Genomic DNA, 18,671 nt, shown 5'->3' on the forward strand with positions numbered 1-18,671 from the left:
CCGACTCACGCTCCCGGTACCGACTGACTCGCCCGGCACCGGCCGACACAGCCGGTGCCGGCCGGGCCACCCGGAGATCAGGCCCGCCCATCTCAGATCCGTCCAGACCAGACTCCGCGTCCTCGACGCCGCACCCTCGTGTGAAGGAGACCCCATGACCGACACCGCTGCCAGAACAGACACCTACACGAAGTTCGTCCGCTCCGCCCCGGGCAAGCTCATCGCCAAGCAGGTGGGCCTGCCGCGTCCCTCGACGCTCCCACGCCGCGGCGACCGCCCCGAGCCCGTGCTCGGGCCGGTGGTCGTGCTCGGAAGCTCCGCGGGCGCCGAGCAGATCACCCGTGACCTCCTCGGCCAGGGCGTCGACGTGCGCCGACGCTTCGACGAGCTGCGCTCCGTCGGCTCGGTCATCGCGGTGCTCGACGAGATCAGCACTCCCGCGGACCTCGGGAGGATCCTGCTCCCGCTGTCCGGCGCGATGCGCTCCCTCGCCCCCGGCGCCCGGGTCGTCACGATCTCCCGTCCCGCCCGGGGTGAGGACCCCGCACGCGATGCGGCCCGCGGCGGCGTCGAGGGCTTCCTGCGCTCGCTCGCCCATGAGATGCGCGGCGGGGCGACCGCCAACGGCATCCTCGTGCGCGACGGCGTGGACCTCGACGCCCCCGGCGTGACCGGGGCCCTGCGCTTCCTGCTCTCAGCCCGCAGCGCCTTCGTCACCGGTCAGTTCCTCACGGTCTCCACCGCCGACGGGTCGCGCACCGCGGACCTCGCCAAGCCCCTCGCCGGGCGCACCGCCCTGGTCACCGGCGCCGCCCGCGGGATCGGCGCGGCGATCGCCCGCACCCTCGCGGCCGACGGGGCCCAGCTCGTGGTCCTCGACGTACCCGGCGCGGGCACCGAGCTCTCGCGCCTGGCCAACGACCTGCGCGCGGTACCGGTGCAGCTCGACGTCACCTCCGACGGTGCGGGGGACCGCCTGGTGGCGTTCCTGCGCGAGCGGGGGCTGAGCCTGGACATCGCCGTGCTCAACGCCGGCATCACCCGCGACAAGCTGTTCGCCAACATGACCCCGGAGCGCTGGGTCCCCGTGCTCGCGGTGAACATCTCCAGCCAGATCACCCTCACGCAGGCGCTGATCGAAGCCGGGGACGTGCTCGGCGACCAGCCGCGCGTCGTCTCCCTGGCCTCCACCAGCGGCATCGCCGGCAACCGCGGGCAGACGAACTACGCCGCCTCCAAGGCTGGCGTGATCGCCTTCGTCGGTGCGCTCGCCGCCCGCCTGGAGTCGATCGGCGGCACCGCGAACGCGGTCGCGCCCGGGTTCATCGAGACCGAGATGACCGCCAAGATGCCGGCCCTGACCCGGGAGGTCGCCCGACGGCTGAACTCCCTGCAGCAGGGAGGCCTTCCGGTGGACGTCGCCGAGGCGATCGCCTTCCTCGCCTCCGACGAAGCGGGTGGCCTGCGCGGCGAGACCCTGCGTGTGTGCGGACAGAACATGGTGGGGAAGTGAGCGCCGTGACCGGCACCGGGACCTCCCAGACGGGCGAGCGGATCAAGGACCTCTCGGAGGTCCCCTCGTTCCCAGCCATCTATGCGGCGGCGCTGGACCCCCGCTCGGCCCTGGATCCGCGACGGGCCCGACGGGCCCCGCAGGCCGATCCGACCCTGCCGAGCATCGCCTACCGGGTGCGGAAGGTGCGGATCGATGCCGAGCGCGCCCGCGACTTCGACCATCTGATGGGTGGGCCGGCCACCGACCTGGTCCATCCCGGCGTGCTGCACGTGCTCGCCTTCCCGGTCTCGCTCGCCCTCCTCGCCCGGCGCGACGTCCCCTTCGCACTGCTGGGTCTGGTGCATCTGCGCAACCAGATCCTGCAGCACCGCCCCGTGCGCGTCGGGGAGCTGGTGGACGTCGAGTGCCGGGTGCGGGATCTGCAGCCTCATCGCAAGGGCCGCACCTTCGAGGCGGTCTCCACCATCCTCGGGCAGGATGGCGAGATCATCGCGACCGACGTCTCCACCTACCTGATCACGGGGGAGGGCGCGGAGAGCGGTTCTGCGAGCGCCGCCGATGGCAGCGCCTCGGGCTCAACGAGCAGCGGAGGCCCTGAGCACTCCGCACGTCGGGCGTTCGAGGCACCCCGTCCTACCGGACGGTGGAAGCTCCCGGCAGACACCGGGCGCCGCTACGCGGCCGTCTCCGGAGACGTGAATCCGATCCATCTCTCCGCCCTGAGCGCGAAGGCCTTCGGATTCCCGCGCGCCATCGCCCACGGGATGTACACCGCCTCGCGGGCCTTCACCGAATCCGGGGTGGATCTCTCGCGGCCGCTGCGCTGGGACGTCAGCTTCGACGCCCCGGTGACGCTGCCGGGCACGGTGCTGGTGGCCTACGACGATGACCGCGGCTCCGGCGACCCCCAGGGCTCCGGCGACGACCGCGGCTCCGGCGGCGTGCGCTGCGTGGGCTGGCGTGCGGGCTCCGGGGACAAGGGGCCGCGTCGCTGCTTCGAGGTCGCGGTCACCACGCTCGGCTGATCAGAGAGCACCCTGTTCAAGGGCACGCTGGCCAGAGAGATCGCTGGTCAGAGTGACCCCTGTTCACAGAGCGCCCTGAGAGTGCATGCTGATCAGGGTGCTCTCTCAGCTGCCGGATCGCTCTGCCGCCTGCGCCCTGAGACCCGCCTCGAGCGTGGCGAGCAGGTGCTCGATGAACGCCTTGGGCTGGACGCCGGTGAGCACGTCGACGTTCGGCTCCCGGCCCCAGCGGCCCAGCTCATCACCCACGCTCTGCCCGCGGGTGAGGGTACCGGCGAGCTCGACGTCGACCGGGAGCGGGCGCGTCCCGGCGAAATGCCCCGTCACCGCGTGCGCGGCGACCAGCGGGTCATGCACATGCGCCATCCAGCCGAAACCGTCGGCCTGATGGAACTCGAAGTAGAAGCGCAGCGCCTCGGCGAGGATCATCGCCACCGGGTGGCCGGTGCTCTCCCCGAGCTGCGTGATCCGGTCCAGGGTGTCCTGGTGGAACTGCACCGCTTCGGTGGCCTCGAGCGACCCGAGCACGGGGCGCGCCGGGGCGCCGGTGAAGGCGGCGAGCACGCGCTGGGCGGCCTCCGGATCCACGGCGAAGTTCCATTCGCTCGTGGCCCCGGTGTTCCCCCGATGGTTGATCGCCCCTCCCATGATGTGCAGGCGCTTCAGCAGCCGCGGGAGCTCGGGCTCGATCTCGAGCGCGAGGGCGAGGTTCGTGTGCGGGCCCAGCACGAGACCCACGAGCTCGCCGGGATGCGCGCGGGCGATGTCGACCCACAGCTGTGCGCCCGAGCGGGGGTCCTCGGTGCGCTCAGGGTCCGGGAGCACGGCGTGGCCGAGGCCCTGCGGGCCGTGGGTGTCGTCGGCATACATCGGCTCCTGCGCGAGCGGGTGCGACGCTCCGAGCGAGATCGGCGCTGCGATGTCGAGCAGCCCGGCCAGAGCGAGGTTGTTGCGGTGCACGGCGGGGACGGGCACGTTGCCGCCGGTGGAGACGATGCCGGCGATCTCCACGTCACGGCGGCAGGCGAGATAGGTCAGGGCGATCGCATCGTCGATGCCGGTGTCGCAGTCGATCAGCACGGGGAGGGTCATCGGGCCAGCGTAGAGCCACCGGAGGGCTGGCGGAGCACCGCCGATCACGGCAGGATCTCCCCATGGCGCATCCACAGATGTTCGACGACGACGATCCGATGCTGGAGCGCGTGCGGTCGGTCGCGCTCGCCCTGCCCGGCGCGAAGGAGAAGATCAGCCATGGCCGACCCGCCTTCTGCACCGTGAAGGTCCACTGCTACTACGGCGGGGCCCTGAAGGTGGACGGACAGTGGGAGCAGCACCCTCAGGCGGTGCTCGTGCACCTGCCGCCGTCGGAGACCGCCGCGCTGGCGGAGGATCCGCGCACCTTCGCCCCCGCGTACCTCGGAGCGTCCGGCTGGATCGGTGTGGACCTGGACGCGAGAACCACCGACGCAGAGCTCGCCGAGCTGATCGAGGAGTCCTATCGCAGGGTGGCCCCGAAGCGCCTCGTGGCGGAGCTCGAGGACCGGGCTTGACCCTCACGCGACGTCAGGCCGGAAGGTTGTCCTCATGACCGAGAAGCACACCCCTGACGACCTCACCGTGGGCCGCGTCGCCGACCTCGTCGGCGTGAGCGTCCGCACCCTGCATCACTGGGACGGGATCGGCCTGGTGCGTCCCAGCGGACGCACCTGGTCGGGGTATCGGCTGTACGACGCGCAGGACATCTCCCGGATCCACCGGGTGCTCGTCTACCGCGAGCTCGGTCTGGCGCTCGCCGAGATCGGCCGGATCCTCGATGATCCATTCGTCGATCCCGGCGTGCACCTCCACCGCCAGCGGATCCTCCTGCGGGAGCGGATCCACCGGCTCGAGAAGACGGCACGGGCCGTCGACGAGATGATCGAGAGAACCGACATGACGCACGAGAAGAGCACGACGGGCACCAGCCTGACCCCCGAGGAGCAGGCCCGCATCTTCGGCACCGACTGGGACCCCGCCTACCAGGACGAGGCCCGCGAGCGGTGGGGCGGGTCCGACGCCTGGAAGCAGTCCGCCGCCCGCACCGGATCCTGGGACGCGGCGCAGTGGCAGACGATCAAGGACGAGACCGACGAGGTCGAGGCCGCGCTCGCCGAGGCCCTGAGCCGCGGGGTGGAGCCGGGGAGCGAGGAGGCGAACGCGCTGGCCGAGCGCCACCGTGCTTCGATCGGGAGGCACTACGACTGCACGCCCTCGATGCAGGTCGTGCTGGCGCGGATGTACACGGAGGATCCGAGATTCGCCGCGCACTACGACGAGCGCGGCGAGGGTCTCGCCGTCTGGCTGCGGCGCGCGATCGAGGAGAGCGCCCGGTCCCAGGGCGTGGACCCGGAGACCGCGACCTGGCAGTGAGCGCTGAGACGCCGCGCAGCGGGTGAGCCACGGAGAGCCCCGTCGCCCCGTCGGGACGTCGAACTGTCGGGCCGACGTTCCGGGGTCGGCCCTCGGATAGATCGTCGTGCCGCGTCGTGAAAGGTGCCATCGGAGTGGCACCTTTCGCGACGCCCCGAGGGCGGGCGACGGATCTCGGCGTCTCGGCGTCTCGGCGTCTCGGGGGAGTGGCCGCCCGGAGCTCAGAGCTCGCCGTAGGCCTCGAGCAGGGGAGCGATCCGCCCGCCCATCTCCACCTGGGTGAGCACGATGCCCACCGTGCCGTCGGGGTCGACGAAGAAGTCGGTGCCCGCGCCGCCGGACCAGCCGAAGCGGCCGCGGTGCGGGCCGTCGGCCACCACGCAGACGCCGAAGCCCCAACCGGTGTGCTCCCAGAACCCCGGGAAGAACGAGCTCGGGTCCTTCGCGCCGTCGGGCACCTGGTCCCGGCTCAGCATCGCCAGATGCTCCGCATCGATCAGCTCGCCGTCGCGCAGCGCCCGCAGGAACCGCAGGTAGTCCGGCGCCGTCGAGAGCAGCTCGCTGTGGCTCATGTCGTAGGGCGGCGGGCCGACGTGGAAGCCGCCGGCCGCGGGCTCCCGCTCCACGAGCTCATCGCCCTCGACCCCGTAGGCCGCCGGGAGCCGGTGCGCCGTCTCCCGCGGCACGAAGTATCCCGTGTCGCGCATCCCGAGCGGGGCGAACAGGGTGGCCGCGAGATGCTCTCCGGCGCTGGTGCCGCTGATCCGCGACAGCAGGATGCCGAGCAAACCGAAGGAGTGGTGATAGCGCCAGACCTCTCCGGGCTGCCCGACCAGGGGCAGGGAGGCGAGCGCCGCGAGCCAGTCGTCGGCCCCCAGCGCCGGCGGCAGGGGCCCGGCCTCGGTGGCGCTGTCGGCCATGGCGCGCTGCAGCGGTGAGCCGTCGAGGATCATGCCGTAGCCGGAGGTGTTGGTCAGCAGGTGACGCAGGGTGATGGGCCGCTCGGCGGGCACGGTGTCGGTGAGCTCCTCATCGGGCCGGGAGAGGACCACGGGTTCGGCGAGCTCCGGCAGCCAGGTCGCCACCGGGGAGTCGAGCGCGAGCTCGCCCTGCTCGACGAGGCGCAGCGCGGCGACCGTGGTGATCAGCTTGGTCATCGACTGGATGCGGAAGATCGCGTCGGCCGGCATCGGAGAGCCACCGATCGACATCGTCCCCGCGGCGTGGGGCTCGGGGTCGTGCCCGTGGGCGATCACTCCACCGGGGACGGTTCCGTCCGCGACGAAGCTCTCGAGCAGGTGTGCGGGTCCGGAGGTCGGCATCGACATGCGGCCAGGGTACGCCGGGGCTCCCCGGGCCAGGCCGGCGCGGCTGGCACGGCTGGTACGGCTGGTACGGCTGGTGCGGCTGGCACGGCTGGTGCGGCTGGCACGGCCCTACACTCGGGCCATGAGCGCCCTCGAGAACGTCCTTCTGCTCAGCCCGCGAGCCGTCCCGCTCGGCGGACCGCGCGGGATGACCGTGCTCCGTACCCTGCCGGCGCGGCAGACCTCTCTCATCGGGGCCTGGTGCTTCGTGGACCATTTCGGGCCCGACGACGTCTCCGCGGGCGGTGGCATGCAGGTCGCCCGTCATCCCCACACCGGTCTCGCCACGGTCTCCTGGCTGTTCGAGGGCGCGATCACGCATCGCGACTCGATCGGCAGCCACGCTCTGGTGCGGCCGGGCGACGTGGACCTCATGGTGGCCGGCTACGGCATCACCCACTCGGAGTTCTCCACCCTCGACACCACGCTCCTGCACGGCGTGCAGCTCTGGTACGCCCTGCCGGACCGGGCCCGGTTCCGCGAGCAGGAGTTCGCGGTGCACACCCCGGTCGAACAGGCCACGTCGACCGTGCGCGTGCGAGTGGGGATGGGGGCCTTTCGGGCGGCCGACGAGGACGGGGCCGTGCTCGAGGACACCAGCCCCCTGGTCACCGACACCGCCCTGTCCATGGCACAGATCGAGCTGCGGGCCGGGCATCGGCTGCGCATCGACCTGGATCCGGCGCACGAGCACGGGATGCTGGTGGATCGGGGCGCGGCGCATCTGGTCGTCGGCGGCCAGGAGTCCGCTGCCGCCCGCGCCGAGCTCGCCGTGCTGCCCGATGGTGCCGACCATCTCGAGCTCCAGGCCACCGGGGACGAGGACCTGCGGGTGATCCTCCTGGGCGGCGAACCGCTGAGGGAGGACATCCTCATGTGGTGGAACTTCGTGGGTCGCACCCATGAGGAGATCGCGCAGTTCCGTGCCCGCTACCAGGCGGAGATCGAGGCGGAGGGTACGCTCGACCAGGCCCCGATCGCCTCGGTGGCCCGGGAGCGCGCCGGCCTCACGGCGGACGCCGAGCAGTTCGGCCCCTTCGCTCCCCACACTCCTGCGGCTCTGCCCGCCCCCATGCTCCCCAACGGTCGGCTGCGCCCCCGCGGTCGCGCCGGCCTCTCGAAGGACTGATCCCGTGCCCCACACCCCCGCAGCCGACGACAGCGCCGCGACGGCCTCCACAGCGACGCCCGCCACCGCGACGGATTCCACCGCGACGGAATCCACCGCGTCACCCCAGAACCCGACGGCACCGACTGCGGCGCAGACGCCTCAGGGCGCGGACCAGACCGATCGAGTGATCATGGCCGCGGCCGAGGAGGCCGGCATCGGCTGCCCCTGCGACGTCATCGTGGTGGACGATGCGACCGGCGCGCTGACCGACTTCGCGCTCGCCGCCGTGGCCGAGCACGAGGACGCGAAGGTGCTCAGCTGGACCTCATCGACGGTGCTGGCAGCGACCCTGGCGGAGCGCTTCGCGACGCCGCTCGCGGCTGGCCGCCTGCTGCTCCCCGTCGGACCCCAGCCCGTCGAGCTCGGCGCGGCCGCGGCGAGGGTCGAGGGGCACCAGATGGTGCTGATGCGCCTGCCCAAGTCTCTGCACGCCCTGGAGGACCGTGCCCGCCGGCTGGCCGAGGCCGTCCGCGGGCGCGGGGACGGCGGCCTCGAGCTCATCGCCGGTGGCCGGGTCAAGCATATGACGCGTTCCCAGAACGACGTGCTCGCGAAGCTCTTCACCGAGGTCCGGGCCAGCCGCGGCATCGGGAAGTCCCGCGCGCTGATCGGCACCGGCCTGCGGGAGCAGACCGCCGGGCCGACGCCCACCGAGAGCACCACGCGGATCGTGGTGCGGGGCCAGCAGCGGTCCCTGTCGCTGCGCGGCGTCGGCACCGTGTTCGGCGGGTCCGGGGCCGACGCCGGCAGCCTCCTGCTGCTGTCCTCCCTGGACCAGGCCGTGGCCGCCGGGGAGCTCGCCACAGAGGAGTCGCCGGTGCGCTCTGCGGCAGATCTCGGCTGCGGGAACGGCCTGATGACCTCCTACCTCGCGGCCGCGCTGCCCGAGGCCTCGGTGCTGGGAAGCGACGAGGACGCCGACGCGGTCGCCTCGACCCGGGCCACTCTCGCCGCGAACGCTCTCGAGCGGGAGGACATCGAACTGGTCTGGGACGACGCCTTCTCCCAGGTGGCAGATCGCAGCCTGGACCTGGTGCTGCTGAACCCGCCCTTCCACGACGGCACCGCGATCGATGCGACGCTCGTGGACGGGCTGCTCGACGCCGCCTCGCGGGTGCTGCGACCCGGCGGGCAGCTGTGGTTCGTGCACAACTCCCACCTGCGGTACCGCACCGAGGTGGAGCGTCGCGTCGGTCCGGTGCGTCAGCGGGCCCGCGACCGTCGCTTCACGGTGCTCTCCGCCGAGCGCGTCTGACGCCGCCTTGCGTCCGACCCCGTCGGCTGGACTCCGGGCCGGTCGAGCAGTGCGAGTTGAGCAGCGCTGGACGAGCAGGGCGGGTCGGGCGGTGCCGGAGGGTCAGCGCGGGCCGAGCAGCGCTGGACGAGCAGGGCAGGACGGTCAGTGCGGGCCGAGCAGCGCTGGACGAGCAGGGCAGGACGGTCAGTGCGGGCCGAGTAGTGCCGGTCGGACGTCAGCGCGGGGCGCACGCCGTGCTCCCGAGTTCTGCGCCCTGAGGACCGATGTTCGTGCCGGGATCGGTCCTCAGGGCGCATTACTCGACTGTGCGGAGGCGCCACTGCACTGTGTGGGGGCGCCACTCCACGGCGTGGAGGCACCACTGCACTGTGCGGAGGCACAGGCGAGATGCCGGGGGAGGCGCCGCGTCTCAGGCGACGAGGCTGCGCAGCACCGAGGTGAACACGCCCAGGCCGTCAGTGCCGGTACGGGTCCCCGCGCCGGGCTCGTCGGGCCCGAAGCCGGCCTCGACCGCGTGCTCGGGGTGCGGCATGAGGCCCACGACGTTGCCCGCGGCGTTGGTGACGCCGGCGATGTCGTTGCGCGAGCCGTTGGGGTTGGACTCGAAGCCGGCCGGACCGTGGGTGGCGCCGGCGGCGTAGCGGAACACCACGCGGCCCTCGTCCTCGAGCTGGGAGAGCGTGCGCTCGTCGGACACGTACTGCCCGTCCTGGTTCTTCAGCGGAACCCGGATGACCTGGTCCTGCTGGTAGTCGGAGGTCCAGGCGGTGCGCGTGTTCTCGACCCGCAGCGGCTGGTCGCGGCAGATGAACGAGCGGTGCGCGTTCTTGATCATCGCGCCGGGCAGCAGGTGGGTCTCGCAGAGCACCTGGAAGCCGTTGCAGATGCCGAGCACCGGCATACCGCCGTTGGCGGCGTCGACGACCTTCTCCATCACGGGCGCGAAGCGGCTGATCGCCCCGGCGCGCAGGTAGTCGCCGTAGGAGAAGCCTCCAGGCAGCACGACCGCCTGGACATCGGCGAGCTCGTCGTCGCCGTGCCATAGCGCGACCGGCTCGGCGCCGGCGATCCGCACGGCACGCAGGGCATCGCGGTCATCCAGCGTGCCCGGGAACGTCACCACACCGACGCGCATCAGGCCTGGCCCTCCGTGGCGGGATCCTCGACCTCGAGGGCGATGACGTCCTCGATCACGGGGTTGGACAGCAAGGTGGTGGCGGCTTCGCGGAGGGAGGCGAGCACCTCGTCGGTGACCTCGCCCTCGACCTCGAGCTCGAACCGCTTGCCCTGGCGCACGGAGCTGATGCCCTCGAAGCCCAGGCGGGGCAGGGCCGCGGCGACGGCCTTGCCCTGGGGGTCGAGGATCTCCGGCTTCGGCATGACATGGACCACGACGCGGGGCATGGGCGTTCTCCTGGAGGACGACGGCCGCGCTCGGGGCGGGCCGGACGGGATGATTCTGCAGGGCGGGGCGGGAGAAGCTCCCGGGCTCACCGACGGATCGGTGCCGACGCCCCCATCGTACCGAGCCGAGGGCGTCCGGCGGGGGAGTGCCCACGCGAGCAGGTTCCGCAGGGGGATCGAGACTGATCGGCACGGGAGCCGAGCGGTCTCCGCAGGCCATTGGCGGGGTGGTCCCATGTTCGTACGGTAGGGGCATCCGATTCCGCAGACCCCGGAGGCAGCCATGAAGATCCGTCACCTCGTCCATTCCTGCCTGCTCGTCGAGATGGCCGGGCGGCGGGTCCTCGTGGACCCCGGCACCTTCAACGGCGAGTCCGTGCGGGCGCTGGGCGCCGACGTGCTCGCGGGCATCGACACCGTCGCCATCACGCACCAGCACCCCGATCATCTCGACCGCGGCCTGCTGGACCACGTCCTGGACGCGAGCTCGCAGGCGGTCGTGATCGCCGAGCCTGAGACCGCCGCACAGCTCGCCGAGAGCAGCGAGGACGGCGCGGCGGTCTCGACCGAGAGGCTGCTGCCGCTCAGTGCGGGCGAGGCCCATGAGTTCCCGGCAGTGGACGGGCAGGAGGCGCTGCGGATCGGGGCGGCGGGCGGTCAGCACGCGATCATCCATCCCGATATCCCCCGCGTGGGCAATATCGGCCTCGTGCTCTCCGCGGGGGGCGGGCCGCAGCTCGGGATCACGGGAGACTCCCTGGATCCTCTGCAGGAGTTCCACGGGATCGACGCCCTCGCCTTCGCCGTGGTGGCACCGTGGTCCAAGATGTCCGAGACCATCGACTTCCTGCGCGCGGTGCGCCCGCGCCTCGCCCTGCCGGTCCACGACGCGGTGGCCAGCGACGGCGGTCGGGCGATCTACCTGCGCCAGGCGGGTGCGCTCTCGCCCGAGGGCACCGAGGTGCGTGACTGGCCGGAGGACGGCACCGTCGAGCTCTGAGCTCTGAGCTCTGAGCTCACGCCTACGTCCACGCCCACGATCTCGACCAGGACCTCGACAGCGACCACGCGGGCAGCGGGTCTCGTGGACGCGGTGCCCGGCGAGCCCGTGGGGCCGTCTACAGTGGCCCCGTGCACGGGAGTCCGGTAGGCCGGGCTGAGAGGGAGTTCTCCAACTCCGACCGTAGAACCTGACCCGGATCATGCCGGCGCAGGGAGCTCCGCCGGGCGAGATCCGCCGTGTGCCCGTGCCCTTCGTGAAAGGCACGGACCATGATCCTCTCCTCCCCGCCCCCTGTTCCCGGGAGCGTCCCTCCTGCCGCCCCGGGGCCCGCTTCCGCTCCCGCAGAGAACGCGGCGGATCCCACGCAGAACGCCGCGAATCCCACGGAACACGCCGCCGACCCCACCGCGACTCCGCTGGGCTTCGGCGTCGGCGCCCGGGTGAGCGCCGCCGTGATGGCCGACGACTACGCGTCGCTCCTGCGCGGCATCCTCTCCCGCCTCGACGACACCGGCCTCGTGCGCGAGACCGGGGACGTCTCCACCTACGTCGGCGGCCACGAGGCGCACCTGCAGCGCTATCTCATCGACCTCGCCGAGGATCTCGCCCGCACCGAGCACCACGCCACGATCTCCGTGCTGCTGTCCCGGGGATGCCCGGGAGAGGTGGCCTGCGAGCTGCCCGGCGGGGCCGGACCCCGCGGCGTGGAGGTCCTCGAGCCCCGCCGTACGGGCCGCTACGCCTCGGCGGAATGGGCGCTGTACCCACTGGCCGACCAGGTGCTCGCCGACGGCACGCTCCCGGACCACATGCGGGACATCTACGCCGCGATCGACCACGCCCGCGAGCTGGGCACCTTCCGCGGATCCGAGCACTTCGTGACCCGCCTCGAGGGCGACGTCGGCGATGTCCTGGCCACCGCGATCGCCGGATGGCTGCTGGTGGGACGCAGCGTCCAGCACGTGACCAGCCACCTCACGATCTCGCTGAACAGCCCCTCGCACGCCACGCACACCCTGGACGAGGTGACCCGATGACCGCGGTGCAGGCGGGCCCGACCCGCAGGCGGTCCCGCTTCACCCTGCGGGAGATCGTGCTGGTCGTCGTGCTCGGCGTCGTGTTCGGCTTCCTGTACTGGGTCTTCGTCCAGGCATGGAACGGCCTTGCGATCGCCATGGGCCCCGCGGGCGACCTCGCCCAGCACGTCCTGTTCGGGTCCTGGCTGCTCGTCGGCCCGATCGCCGTGGCGATCCTCCGACGGCCCGGCAGCGGCATCCTCGCCGAGCTGATCGCGGCGGTCGTCGAGGTGGTGTTCCTGGGCAGCCCCGTCGGCCCGCTGCTGGTGCTCTCGGCGCTGCTGCAGGGGATCGGCAGCGAGCTGCCCTTCGCCCTGACCCGGTACCGTCGCTTCGGCTGGGGCGTGTTCGCCGCCTCGGGCGCCTTCGGCGCCGCGCTCGTGTTCTTCTGGACCGCATATCGGATGGGCTGGTACGGGCAGGATCTGCTCGAGCTGCGCCTGGGCGTGCAGGTGCTCTCGGGGATCGTTCTCGGCGGGCTGCTGGCGAAGGTCATCGTCGGCGCACTGCGGCGAACGGGTGTGCTCGACGACTTCGCGATCGGTGCCGCGCCGCGTGACGCGCAGGACATCGTGGAGCGACGTGTCCGCTGAGACCACCCACGGTGAGCCGAGGGATGCGGTCGTCTCCGTCTCGGCCCCGTCGGCCCCGTCGGTCCCCTCGGCCCCGCTCCTCGAGGCAGAGGACCTCGAGGTGGTGCTGCCCTCGGGGGACGGGGTCGGACCGTGGAGCGGCACCCTCGCGGTCGGAGACCACGTGCTGCTGATCGGCCCGAGCGGGGCCGGGAAGTCGACGCTGCTGCGCACGCTCGCCGGCGCGATCCCCTCGCACCTGCACGGCCGCGTCACCGGGAGCATCCGCGTGGGCGGGATCGACCCGGTGGCCGACGGTGTGGTCGCGGCCTCGCGCACGGTCGGCTATCTCGGGCAGGACCCGGCCAGCGGGGTCTGCCTGCCTGATGTGGCCGACGACGTGGCCCTGCCGCTGGAGAACCGTCAGGTCCCGGCCCCACAGATCGGGGGTCGGGTGCACGCGGCGCTGACTGCCGCCGGCGCCGAAGGCCTCGCATCCCGGAAGGCCTCGACCCTCTCGGGCGGGCAGCTGCAGCGCGCCGCACTCGCCGCGGTGCTCGCCGCAGAGCCCCGGCTCCTCCTGCTCGATGAACCCACCGCGATGCTCGATGCGGGCGGCATCGCCGCGGTGCGTGGGAGCGTCCAGGCGGCCCTGCAGGACGGAGAGACCGCGGCGATCCTCGTCGAGCACCGTCTCGACGAGTGGGCGGGCGCAGGCGGCCTCGCCGCCCTCCCTCCGCGCACGATCGCGCTGGATCGCTCCGGGCGGGTCCTCGCCGACGGGCCGACGCACGAGGTGCTCCTCCAGCACGGGGCGACGCTGCGCGCGGAAGGATGCTGGCTTCCTCGCGACCTCGAGAGATCGCTCGAGGGGATGCTCGAGAGGCCGCCCGAGGGACCGGTCGAGGAATCGCTCGACGAGTCAGCTGAGGCAGCGATCCCGGCGCCGACCCCGGCCGGTATTCCGACTGCTGCGCGGCCAGGATCCCGGGCCTCGGAGCAGGAGCAGACCACTGAGGAGACGGTGGCGCCGGGCCGTGCGGCCGTCCCGGGCAGGCCGCTGCTGACCGCGAACGGGGTCGCACTCGGGTACGAGGGTCGACGTCTGCTCGAGGGCGTCGACCTCGAGGTGCGATCCGGTCAGGTGCTGGCGGTCGTCGGCCGCAACGGTGCCGGCAAATCCACCCTGCTGGCCGCCCTCGCGCGACTGGACCCGCCCCGTGCAGGCGCCATCTCCGGTGCCGCAGCCGGACTGGTCTTCCAACGTCCCGAGGCCCAGTTCATCGGCTCCACCGTGGTCGGAGAGCTCCGGGCGTCCGGCGCGGAGGAGGCCGCGGTGGGCGAGATGCTGGAGCAGCTCGCGCTGCGTGACTGGGCGGAGGCGAGCCCCTTCCGGCTCTCGGGCGGGCAGCAGCGGCGTCTCTCCCTCGGAGCGATGCTGCTCACCGGCCGTCCCGTGCTCCTGGCAGACGAACCCGGCTTCGGTCTGGACCGGGCGGCCCAGGACACCGTGCTCGAGCTGCTGCGGGAGAGCGCGGCGAACGGGCGCGCCGTGCTCATGACCACCCATGATCTGCGGGCCGTCGAGCAGGCGCACGCCGTGGCGGTGCTCGCCGATGGTCGCGTGCACGGTCCGATGCCACCCGCGAAGCTGCTGGCCGACGCGGACCTGCTGCATCGGGCCGGGCTCGTCGCATCCCCCACGGCGGAGACGGGCAGGCCCGAGCGCGGCGACCGGGGAGAGCGCGGGTGCGAGGACAGAGGAGAGGCGGGCACGGCAGACCCGTCGGCCGCAGCGCACGGCTGGCTGTCCCAACGCAACCCGACCGTGCTGCTGGGCCTGCTCACGGCGCTGAGCATCGTGTGCATCGCGCTGACCGACCCGGTGCCGCTGGTCGCGCTGTACGTGCTGCTCACGGCGGCGACGCTGGCCGGATGTCGGATCCGGCCGCTCGCGCTCCTGCGGGCGCAGGTGCCCTTCGTGGTGTTCGCCCTGGGGGTGTTCGCGGTCAACGTGCTCAGCAGGCCCGGCCATGAGCCGTGGCCCGAGCTGCCGGTGCGGATCACGCAGGAGGGGATCGTCCTGGGGACGGCGCTCGCCCTGCGCGCCCTGGTGATCGGGCTCGGGGCGCTCGCGGTCGCCCGGGCCACCGATCCGCGTCGCACGATGGTGAGCCTGCAGCAGCATGCCCGCCTGCCGGCCCGGTACGCCTACGCCCTGCTGGCGGGCCGGAGGCTCCTGGACGACCTGCCGTCGCGCTGGGCGACGATCACGCGCGCCCACCGTGCGCGCCCGCCCGTGCGGACGGACGGCACCGTGGGCAGGCTCCGCCCCCGACACCTCGTGGCCTGCGCCTTCGCGCTGCTCGTCGACGCGATCCGCAGCGCGGAACGCCTCGCCTTCGCCCTCGAGTCCCGGGGGCTCGGCGAGGGGCCGCGCACGATCTGGCGACCGGTCCCCTGCGGTCGGGCCGATCTGCTGCTCGGGGTGGTCGTGGCGACGGTCGTCGGCGCCGTCCTGGTGCTCAGCTGACCGGGCGCACTCGGCACGTCGGACGCACCGGGCGCACCGGAGCCCGTGGGCATCGGTCGTCGCGGGGCGGGCCCGGGGCCCGGCGTCTCGGCCAGGGGGTCTGCGGTGCGGACCCGGTCAGAAGGTCCGGCCGGTGAGCCGCTCGTAGGCCTGGACGTAGCGGGCCCGGGTCTGGTCGATGACCTCGGCGGGCAGCTCCGGAGGAGGCGTGTTCGAGCCCTTGTGCCAGCCCGAGGCACGTGAGGTCAGCCAGTCCCGCACGAACTGCTTGTCCAGGCTGGGCTGGGTGCGGCCCTCGACGTAGGTGTCCGCGGACCAGAAACGGCTCGAATCAGGGGTGAGCACCTCATCGCCGAGCATCAGGGTGCCGTCGACGCGCGAGTGGCCGAACTCGAACTTGGTGTCGGCCAGCAGGATGCCGCGCTCAGCGGCGATCGTCCGCGCCTTCTCGTACGCGGCGAGGGTGAGCTCCTCCAGATCGTCCGTGAGCTCGGGCCCCAGCAGGTCGCGGGCCTGGGCGACGGTGATGTTCTCGTCGTGCTCGCCCGCCTCGGCTTTGGTGGACGGCGTGAAGATCGCGGGGTCCAGGCGCGAGGCGTCCACCAGGCCGCCGGGCAGCACGTGGCCGCCGACGGAGCCGCCGGCGCGGTAGTCGGCCAGACCCGATCCGGTGAGATAGCCGCGGGCGATGCATTCCAGCGGCACCATGTCCAGGCCCTGGCAGCGCAGCGCCCGCCCGGTGACGGCCTGCGGCACATCGCTCGCCGAGATCACATGGTTCGGGACGATGTCCGCCAGCTGCTCGAACCAGAACGTGCTGATCGCCGTGAGCACCCGGCCCTTGTCCGGGATGCCGGGCCGGAGGGAGTGGTCGTAGGCGCTGATGCGGTCCGTCGCGACCACGAGCACCTCGGTGGCGGCCGACGGGTCGGTGCCCGCGGGGACATACAGCTCGCGGACCTTCCCGGAGACGACGTGGTCCCATCCCGGGAGATCGGGGGCCTCGATCAGGGGAGAGGCGGTGGTGGTGCTCATGCGGGGGCTCCGTCGTCGAGGGTGGGCGCCGGGTGCGCGTCGGGACTGTGCTGCGCGCTCGACGCGCTCAGCGCGTCCCGGGCGTCCCGAGCGGCGGTGCGGGCGATGTCGTGGCGGTGCTGGCACCCTTCGAGGGCGATCGCCTCGGCGCCTGCGAGGGCGAGGACACGAGCCTCCTCGAGGTCCGCGCCGGAGGCGACGACGGACAGCACCCGGCCGCCGCTGCTGAGCAGGGCGCCGTCCTCGGTGCGGCGGGCCGTGCCGGCATGGATCACGTGCGTGCCGAGCATCTCGGCGGCGTCGATCCCGGCGATCACGTCACCGGTGCGGGCTGCGGCGGGATATCCGGAGCAGGCGACCACCACGGTCACGGCGGCGGCATCGTGCCACTGCGGCGCCGGCACGGTGCTCAGGTCACCCTGGGCTGCGGCGAGCAGCAGCGGGGCGAAGGGGGAGGCCAGTCGCTCGAGCACGACCTGCGTCTCGGGATCGCCGAAGCGGGCGTTGAACTCCACCACGCGCATGCCGCGCGAGGTGATCGCCAGGCCGCAGTACAGCACTCCGACGAAGGGGATGCCGCGGGCCGCGAGCTCGTCGATCGTGGGCTGGGCGACCGTGCCGATGACCTCGTCGACCAGTCCCTCGGGCGCCCAGGGGAGCGGCGAGTAGGCACCCATGCCGCCGGTGTTGGGGCCCTCGTCGTCGTCCAGGGCCCGCTTGAAGTCCTGGGCCGGGGCGAGGGGGACCACGCGGGTCCCGTCGCTCACGCAGAACAGCGACACCTCGGGGCCGTCGAGGTACTCCTCGAGCACCACGGAACCGCCGGCGTCCAGGACCGCCTCGCCGTGCTCGACGGCGGCCGCGCGATCGGAGGTGACCACGACGCCCTTGCCGGCGGCGAGGCCGTCGGCCTTGACCACGAACGGCACATCGCCGAGCGGGTTCACGCGGTCCAGTCCCGCGTCGAGCTGGTCGGGCGCGGTCACGGTCACGGAGGCGGCGGTCGGCACGCCGGCCGCCGCCATGATCTCCTTCGCCCACGACTTCGAGCCCTCGAGGACCGCGGCGGCGGCCGACGGGCCGAACACCGCGAAGCCCGCCTCCCGCAGCCGGTCCGCGCTGCCCGCGACCAGCGGGGCCTCGGGGCCGACCACGACGAGATCGGGGGCCAGTTCCTGGGAGAGCCGCACCTGGCCGTCGAGGTCATCGACGGAGATGTCGTGGCAGGTGGCGAGCTGCGCGATCCCGGGATTGCCGGGAGCAGCATGGAGCTCAGGGGCGGGGCGGTCGGCGGCGAGACGACGAATGATCGCGTGCTCGCGGCCTCCGGAACCGATGACGAGGATCTTCACGCGGTCAGGGTACCGAGCGGGCCACCGTCGCCGGAGAAGTGCCCGCACTCCGGCATTCCGGGTCATCGGAACACGGTTCCTCAGGGGTACGGGGCGTCCCAGAGCGACAAGGCCTCCAGCACGGCTGCAGCCCGGAGCAACCCGTCGACCGGAAGTGGAGACGGTGCTGTTGCGGGCAGGGGAACCTGTCGATCCAGGCGATGGAGACCGCGTTGGCGGAGCGCATCGAGGTGGTCGGCGGGGGAGAGCTCCTGGCTGATGTCGTCGAGCGAGCGGTTCTCATCCAGGAGTCGTCGCGCGGTGACCGGGCCCACCCCACGGACCCCGGGCATACCGTCCGCGCGATCGCCGACGAGAGCGACATAGTCGCACCAGCGTGAAGGGTGGATCCCGTATCGCTCGACCACGGTGTTCTCCGTGATCCATCCGCGGCGCAGGCCCTGCGCAGAGTCCCATTGGTGGACGGCGCCCTGCAGAAGTTGATGGAAGTCCTTATCCCTGCTGATCACGATGGATCGGCGGCCCGCGACGCGATCGCGATCCACGAGGGTCGCGATCACATCGTCGGCCTCAGAAGCGTCATGGGTGACGTGGGTGATCCCCCAATGGTTGAGGGCGCGCAGGATGGCAGGCAGGTGACGGAACGGGTTGCTCGGGCTGTCCGGGGGCTCGGCTCGGCGCTCAGCGCGGTACCGGGCGTCGAGCTGCGTGCGTGGAGACCGGGCGTCCGCATCGAAGATCACGAGCGCATCGGTGGGTGCGACAGGTGAGCGGTGCAGGGCCTGTCTCATCAGGGCGAGAAAGCCGAAGGTGCCGGTGATGTCCTGTCCACGGCGGGTGCGTATCCGGGTCGGGAACCCGAACTCGGCCCGGTAGAGCATCTGGGCTCCGTCGACGTAGGCGATGGTCTGTGGGGTCATGGCGCGCTCCGGTAGGGATAGTCGTCCTAC

General features: G+C 72.5%; 17 protein-coding genes and 1 riboswitch. Of the genes, 10 read left to right on the forward strand and 7 right to left on the reverse strand.

The window, feature by feature from the left end:
- Positions 1-154: 154 nt before the first annotated feature.
- Together INT49_RS06105 and INT49_RS06110 are read left to right on the forward strand one after the other, a co-directional pair.
- Entirely contained in the window at positions 155-1,513 is a 1,359-nt protein-coding gene (locus INT49_RS06105) for a 3-oxoacyl-ACP reductase (protein WP_193116821.1), read from the forward strand.
- The gene (locus INT49_RS06110) at positions 1,510-2,541 is read left to right on the forward strand and encodes a MaoC/PaaZ C-terminal domain-containing protein (RefSeq protein WP_319021530.1); all 1,032 of its coding nucleotides are present in this window, start codon (positions 1,510-1,512) and stop codon (positions 2,539-2,541) included. The genes INT49_RS06105 and INT49_RS06110 overlap by 4 nt, the downstream gene beginning before the upstream one ends.
- Before the next feature lie 105 nt (positions 2,542-2,646).
- Here the strand turns inward: INT49_RS06110 and INT49_RS06115 are convergent, their stop codons facing one another.
- A complete protein-coding gene (locus INT49_RS06115) occupies positions 2,647-3,633 on the reverse strand; it encodes a nucleoside hydrolase (RefSeq protein ID WP_193116822.1) in 987 nt (328 codons plus the stop codon).
- 62 nt (positions 3,634-3,695) lie between these two features.
- Between INT49_RS06115 and INT49_RS06120 the strand changes: the two genes are divergently transcribed.
- Positions 3,696-4,091, forward strand: coding sequence for an MmcQ/YjbR family DNA-binding protein (locus INT49_RS06120; protein WP_193116823.1), 396 nt, complete (start codon positions 3,696-3,698; stop codon positions 4,089-4,091).
- A gap of 34 nt (positions 4,092-4,125) precedes the next feature.
- Complete coding sequence (locus INT49_RS06125) at positions 4,126-4,950, forward strand: MerR family transcriptional regulator (protein WP_193116824.1); 825 nt, start codon at positions 4,126-4,128, stop codon at positions 4,948-4,950.
- A 221-nt stretch (positions 4,951-5,171) separates the two neighbouring features.
- Here INT49_RS06125 and INT49_RS06130 read toward each other — a convergent pair whose 3' ends face one another.
- A complete protein-coding gene (locus tag INT49_RS06130) occupies positions 5,172-6,278 on the reverse strand; it encodes a serine hydrolase domain-containing protein (protein ID WP_193116825.1) in 1,107 nt (368 codons plus the stop codon).
- 121 nt (positions 6,279-6,399) lie between these two features.
- Between INT49_RS06130 and INT49_RS06135 the strand changes: the two genes are divergently transcribed.
- Together INT49_RS06135 and INT49_RS06140 are read left to right on the forward strand one after the other, a co-directional pair.
- Positions 6,400-7,446 (forward strand): pirin family protein, encoded by a 1,047-nt coding sequence (locus INT49_RS06135; protein ID WP_193116826.1) that lies wholly within the window; start codon positions 6,400-6,402, stop codon positions 7,444-7,446.
- 4 nt (positions 7,447-7,450) lie between these two features.
- Positions 7,451-8,743, forward strand: coding sequence for a class I SAM-dependent methyltransferase (locus INT49_RS06140; RefSeq protein WP_319021531.1), 1,293 nt, complete (start codon positions 7,451-7,453; stop codon positions 8,741-8,743).
- 412 nt (positions 8,744-9,155) lie between these two features.
- Here INT49_RS06140 and purQ read toward each other — a convergent pair whose 3' ends face one another.
- Together purQ and purS are read right to left on the reverse strand one after the other, a co-directional pair.
- Positions 9,156-9,881, reverse strand: coding sequence for a phosphoribosylformylglycinamidine synthase subunit PurQ (gene purQ / locus INT49_RS06145; protein WP_193116827.1), 726 nt, complete (start codon positions 9,879-9,881; stop codon positions 9,156-9,158).
- Entirely contained in the window at positions 9,881-10,150 is a 270-nt protein-coding gene (gene purS, locus INT49_RS06150) for a phosphoribosylformylglycinamidine synthase subunit PurS (RefSeq protein ID WP_193116828.1), read from the reverse strand. The genes purQ and purS overlap by 1 nt, the downstream gene beginning before the upstream one ends.
- A gap of 283 nt (positions 10,151-10,433) precedes the next feature.
- Here purS and INT49_RS06155 point away from each other — a divergent pair, with 283 nt between their 5' ends.
- The 4 genes from INT49_RS06155 to INT49_RS06170 all read left to right on the forward strand — a co-directional run bounded on the left by INT49_RS06155 (position 10,434) and on the right by INT49_RS06170 (position 15,334).
- On the forward strand, positions 10,434-11,150 hold the full coding sequence (locus INT49_RS06155; RefSeq protein WP_193116829.1) for an MBL fold metallo-hydrolase: 717 nt from the start codon (positions 10,434-10,436) through the stop codon (positions 11,148-11,150).
- 125 nt (positions 11,151-11,275) lie between these two features.
- A riboswitch (TPP riboswitch) is annotated at positions 11,276-11,384 on the forward strand.
- A gap of 38 nt (positions 11,385-11,422) precedes the next feature.
- Positions 11,423-12,190 (forward strand): YkoF family thiamine/hydroxymethylpyrimidine-binding protein, encoded by a 768-nt coding sequence (locus INT49_RS06160; protein ID WP_193116830.1) that lies wholly within the window; start codon positions 11,423-11,425, stop codon positions 12,188-12,190.
- Positions 12,187-12,822 (forward strand): ECF transporter S component, encoded by a 636-nt coding sequence (locus INT49_RS06165; RefSeq protein WP_193116831.1) that lies wholly within the window; start codon positions 12,187-12,189, stop codon positions 12,820-12,822. Before INT49_RS06160 ends, INT49_RS06165 begins: the two co-directional genes overlap by 4 nt.
- A complete protein-coding gene (locus INT49_RS06170; RefSeq protein WP_193116832.1) occupies positions 12,812-15,334 on the forward strand; it encodes an ATP-binding cassette domain-containing protein in 2,523 nt (840 codons plus the stop codon). Before INT49_RS06165 ends, INT49_RS06170 begins: the two co-directional genes overlap by 11 nt.
- Positions 15,335-15,451: 117 nt before the next feature.
- On the opposite strand, the gene INT49_RS06175 is transcribed toward INT49_RS06170, so the two are convergent.
- The 3 genes from INT49_RS06175 to INT49_RS06185 form a co-directional block, all read right to left on the reverse strand.
- Positions 15,452-16,369 (reverse strand): phosphoribosylaminoimidazolesuccinocarboxamide synthase, encoded by a 918-nt coding sequence (locus INT49_RS06175; RefSeq protein WP_193116833.1) that lies wholly within the window; start codon positions 16,367-16,369, stop codon positions 15,452-15,454.
- Entirely contained in the window at positions 16,366-17,721 is a 1,356-nt protein-coding gene (gene purD / locus INT49_RS06180) for a phosphoribosylamine--glycine ligase (protein ID WP_193116834.1), read from the reverse strand. Before purD ends, INT49_RS06175 begins: the two co-directional genes overlap by 4 nt.
- Before the next feature lie 80 nt (positions 17,722-17,801).
- Positions 17,802-18,641, reverse strand: coding sequence for a 5'-3' exonuclease (locus tag INT49_RS06185; RefSeq protein ID WP_193116835.1), 840 nt, complete (start codon positions 18,639-18,641; stop codon positions 17,802-17,804).
- Between the last annotated feature and the right edge of the window lie 30 nt (positions 18,642-18,671).

This window comes from Brachybacterium tyrofermentans (assembly GCF_014897585.1).
Classification (GTDB): Bacteria; Actinomycetota; Actinomycetes; order Actinomycetales; family Dermabacteraceae; genus Brachybacterium; species Brachybacterium tyrofermentans.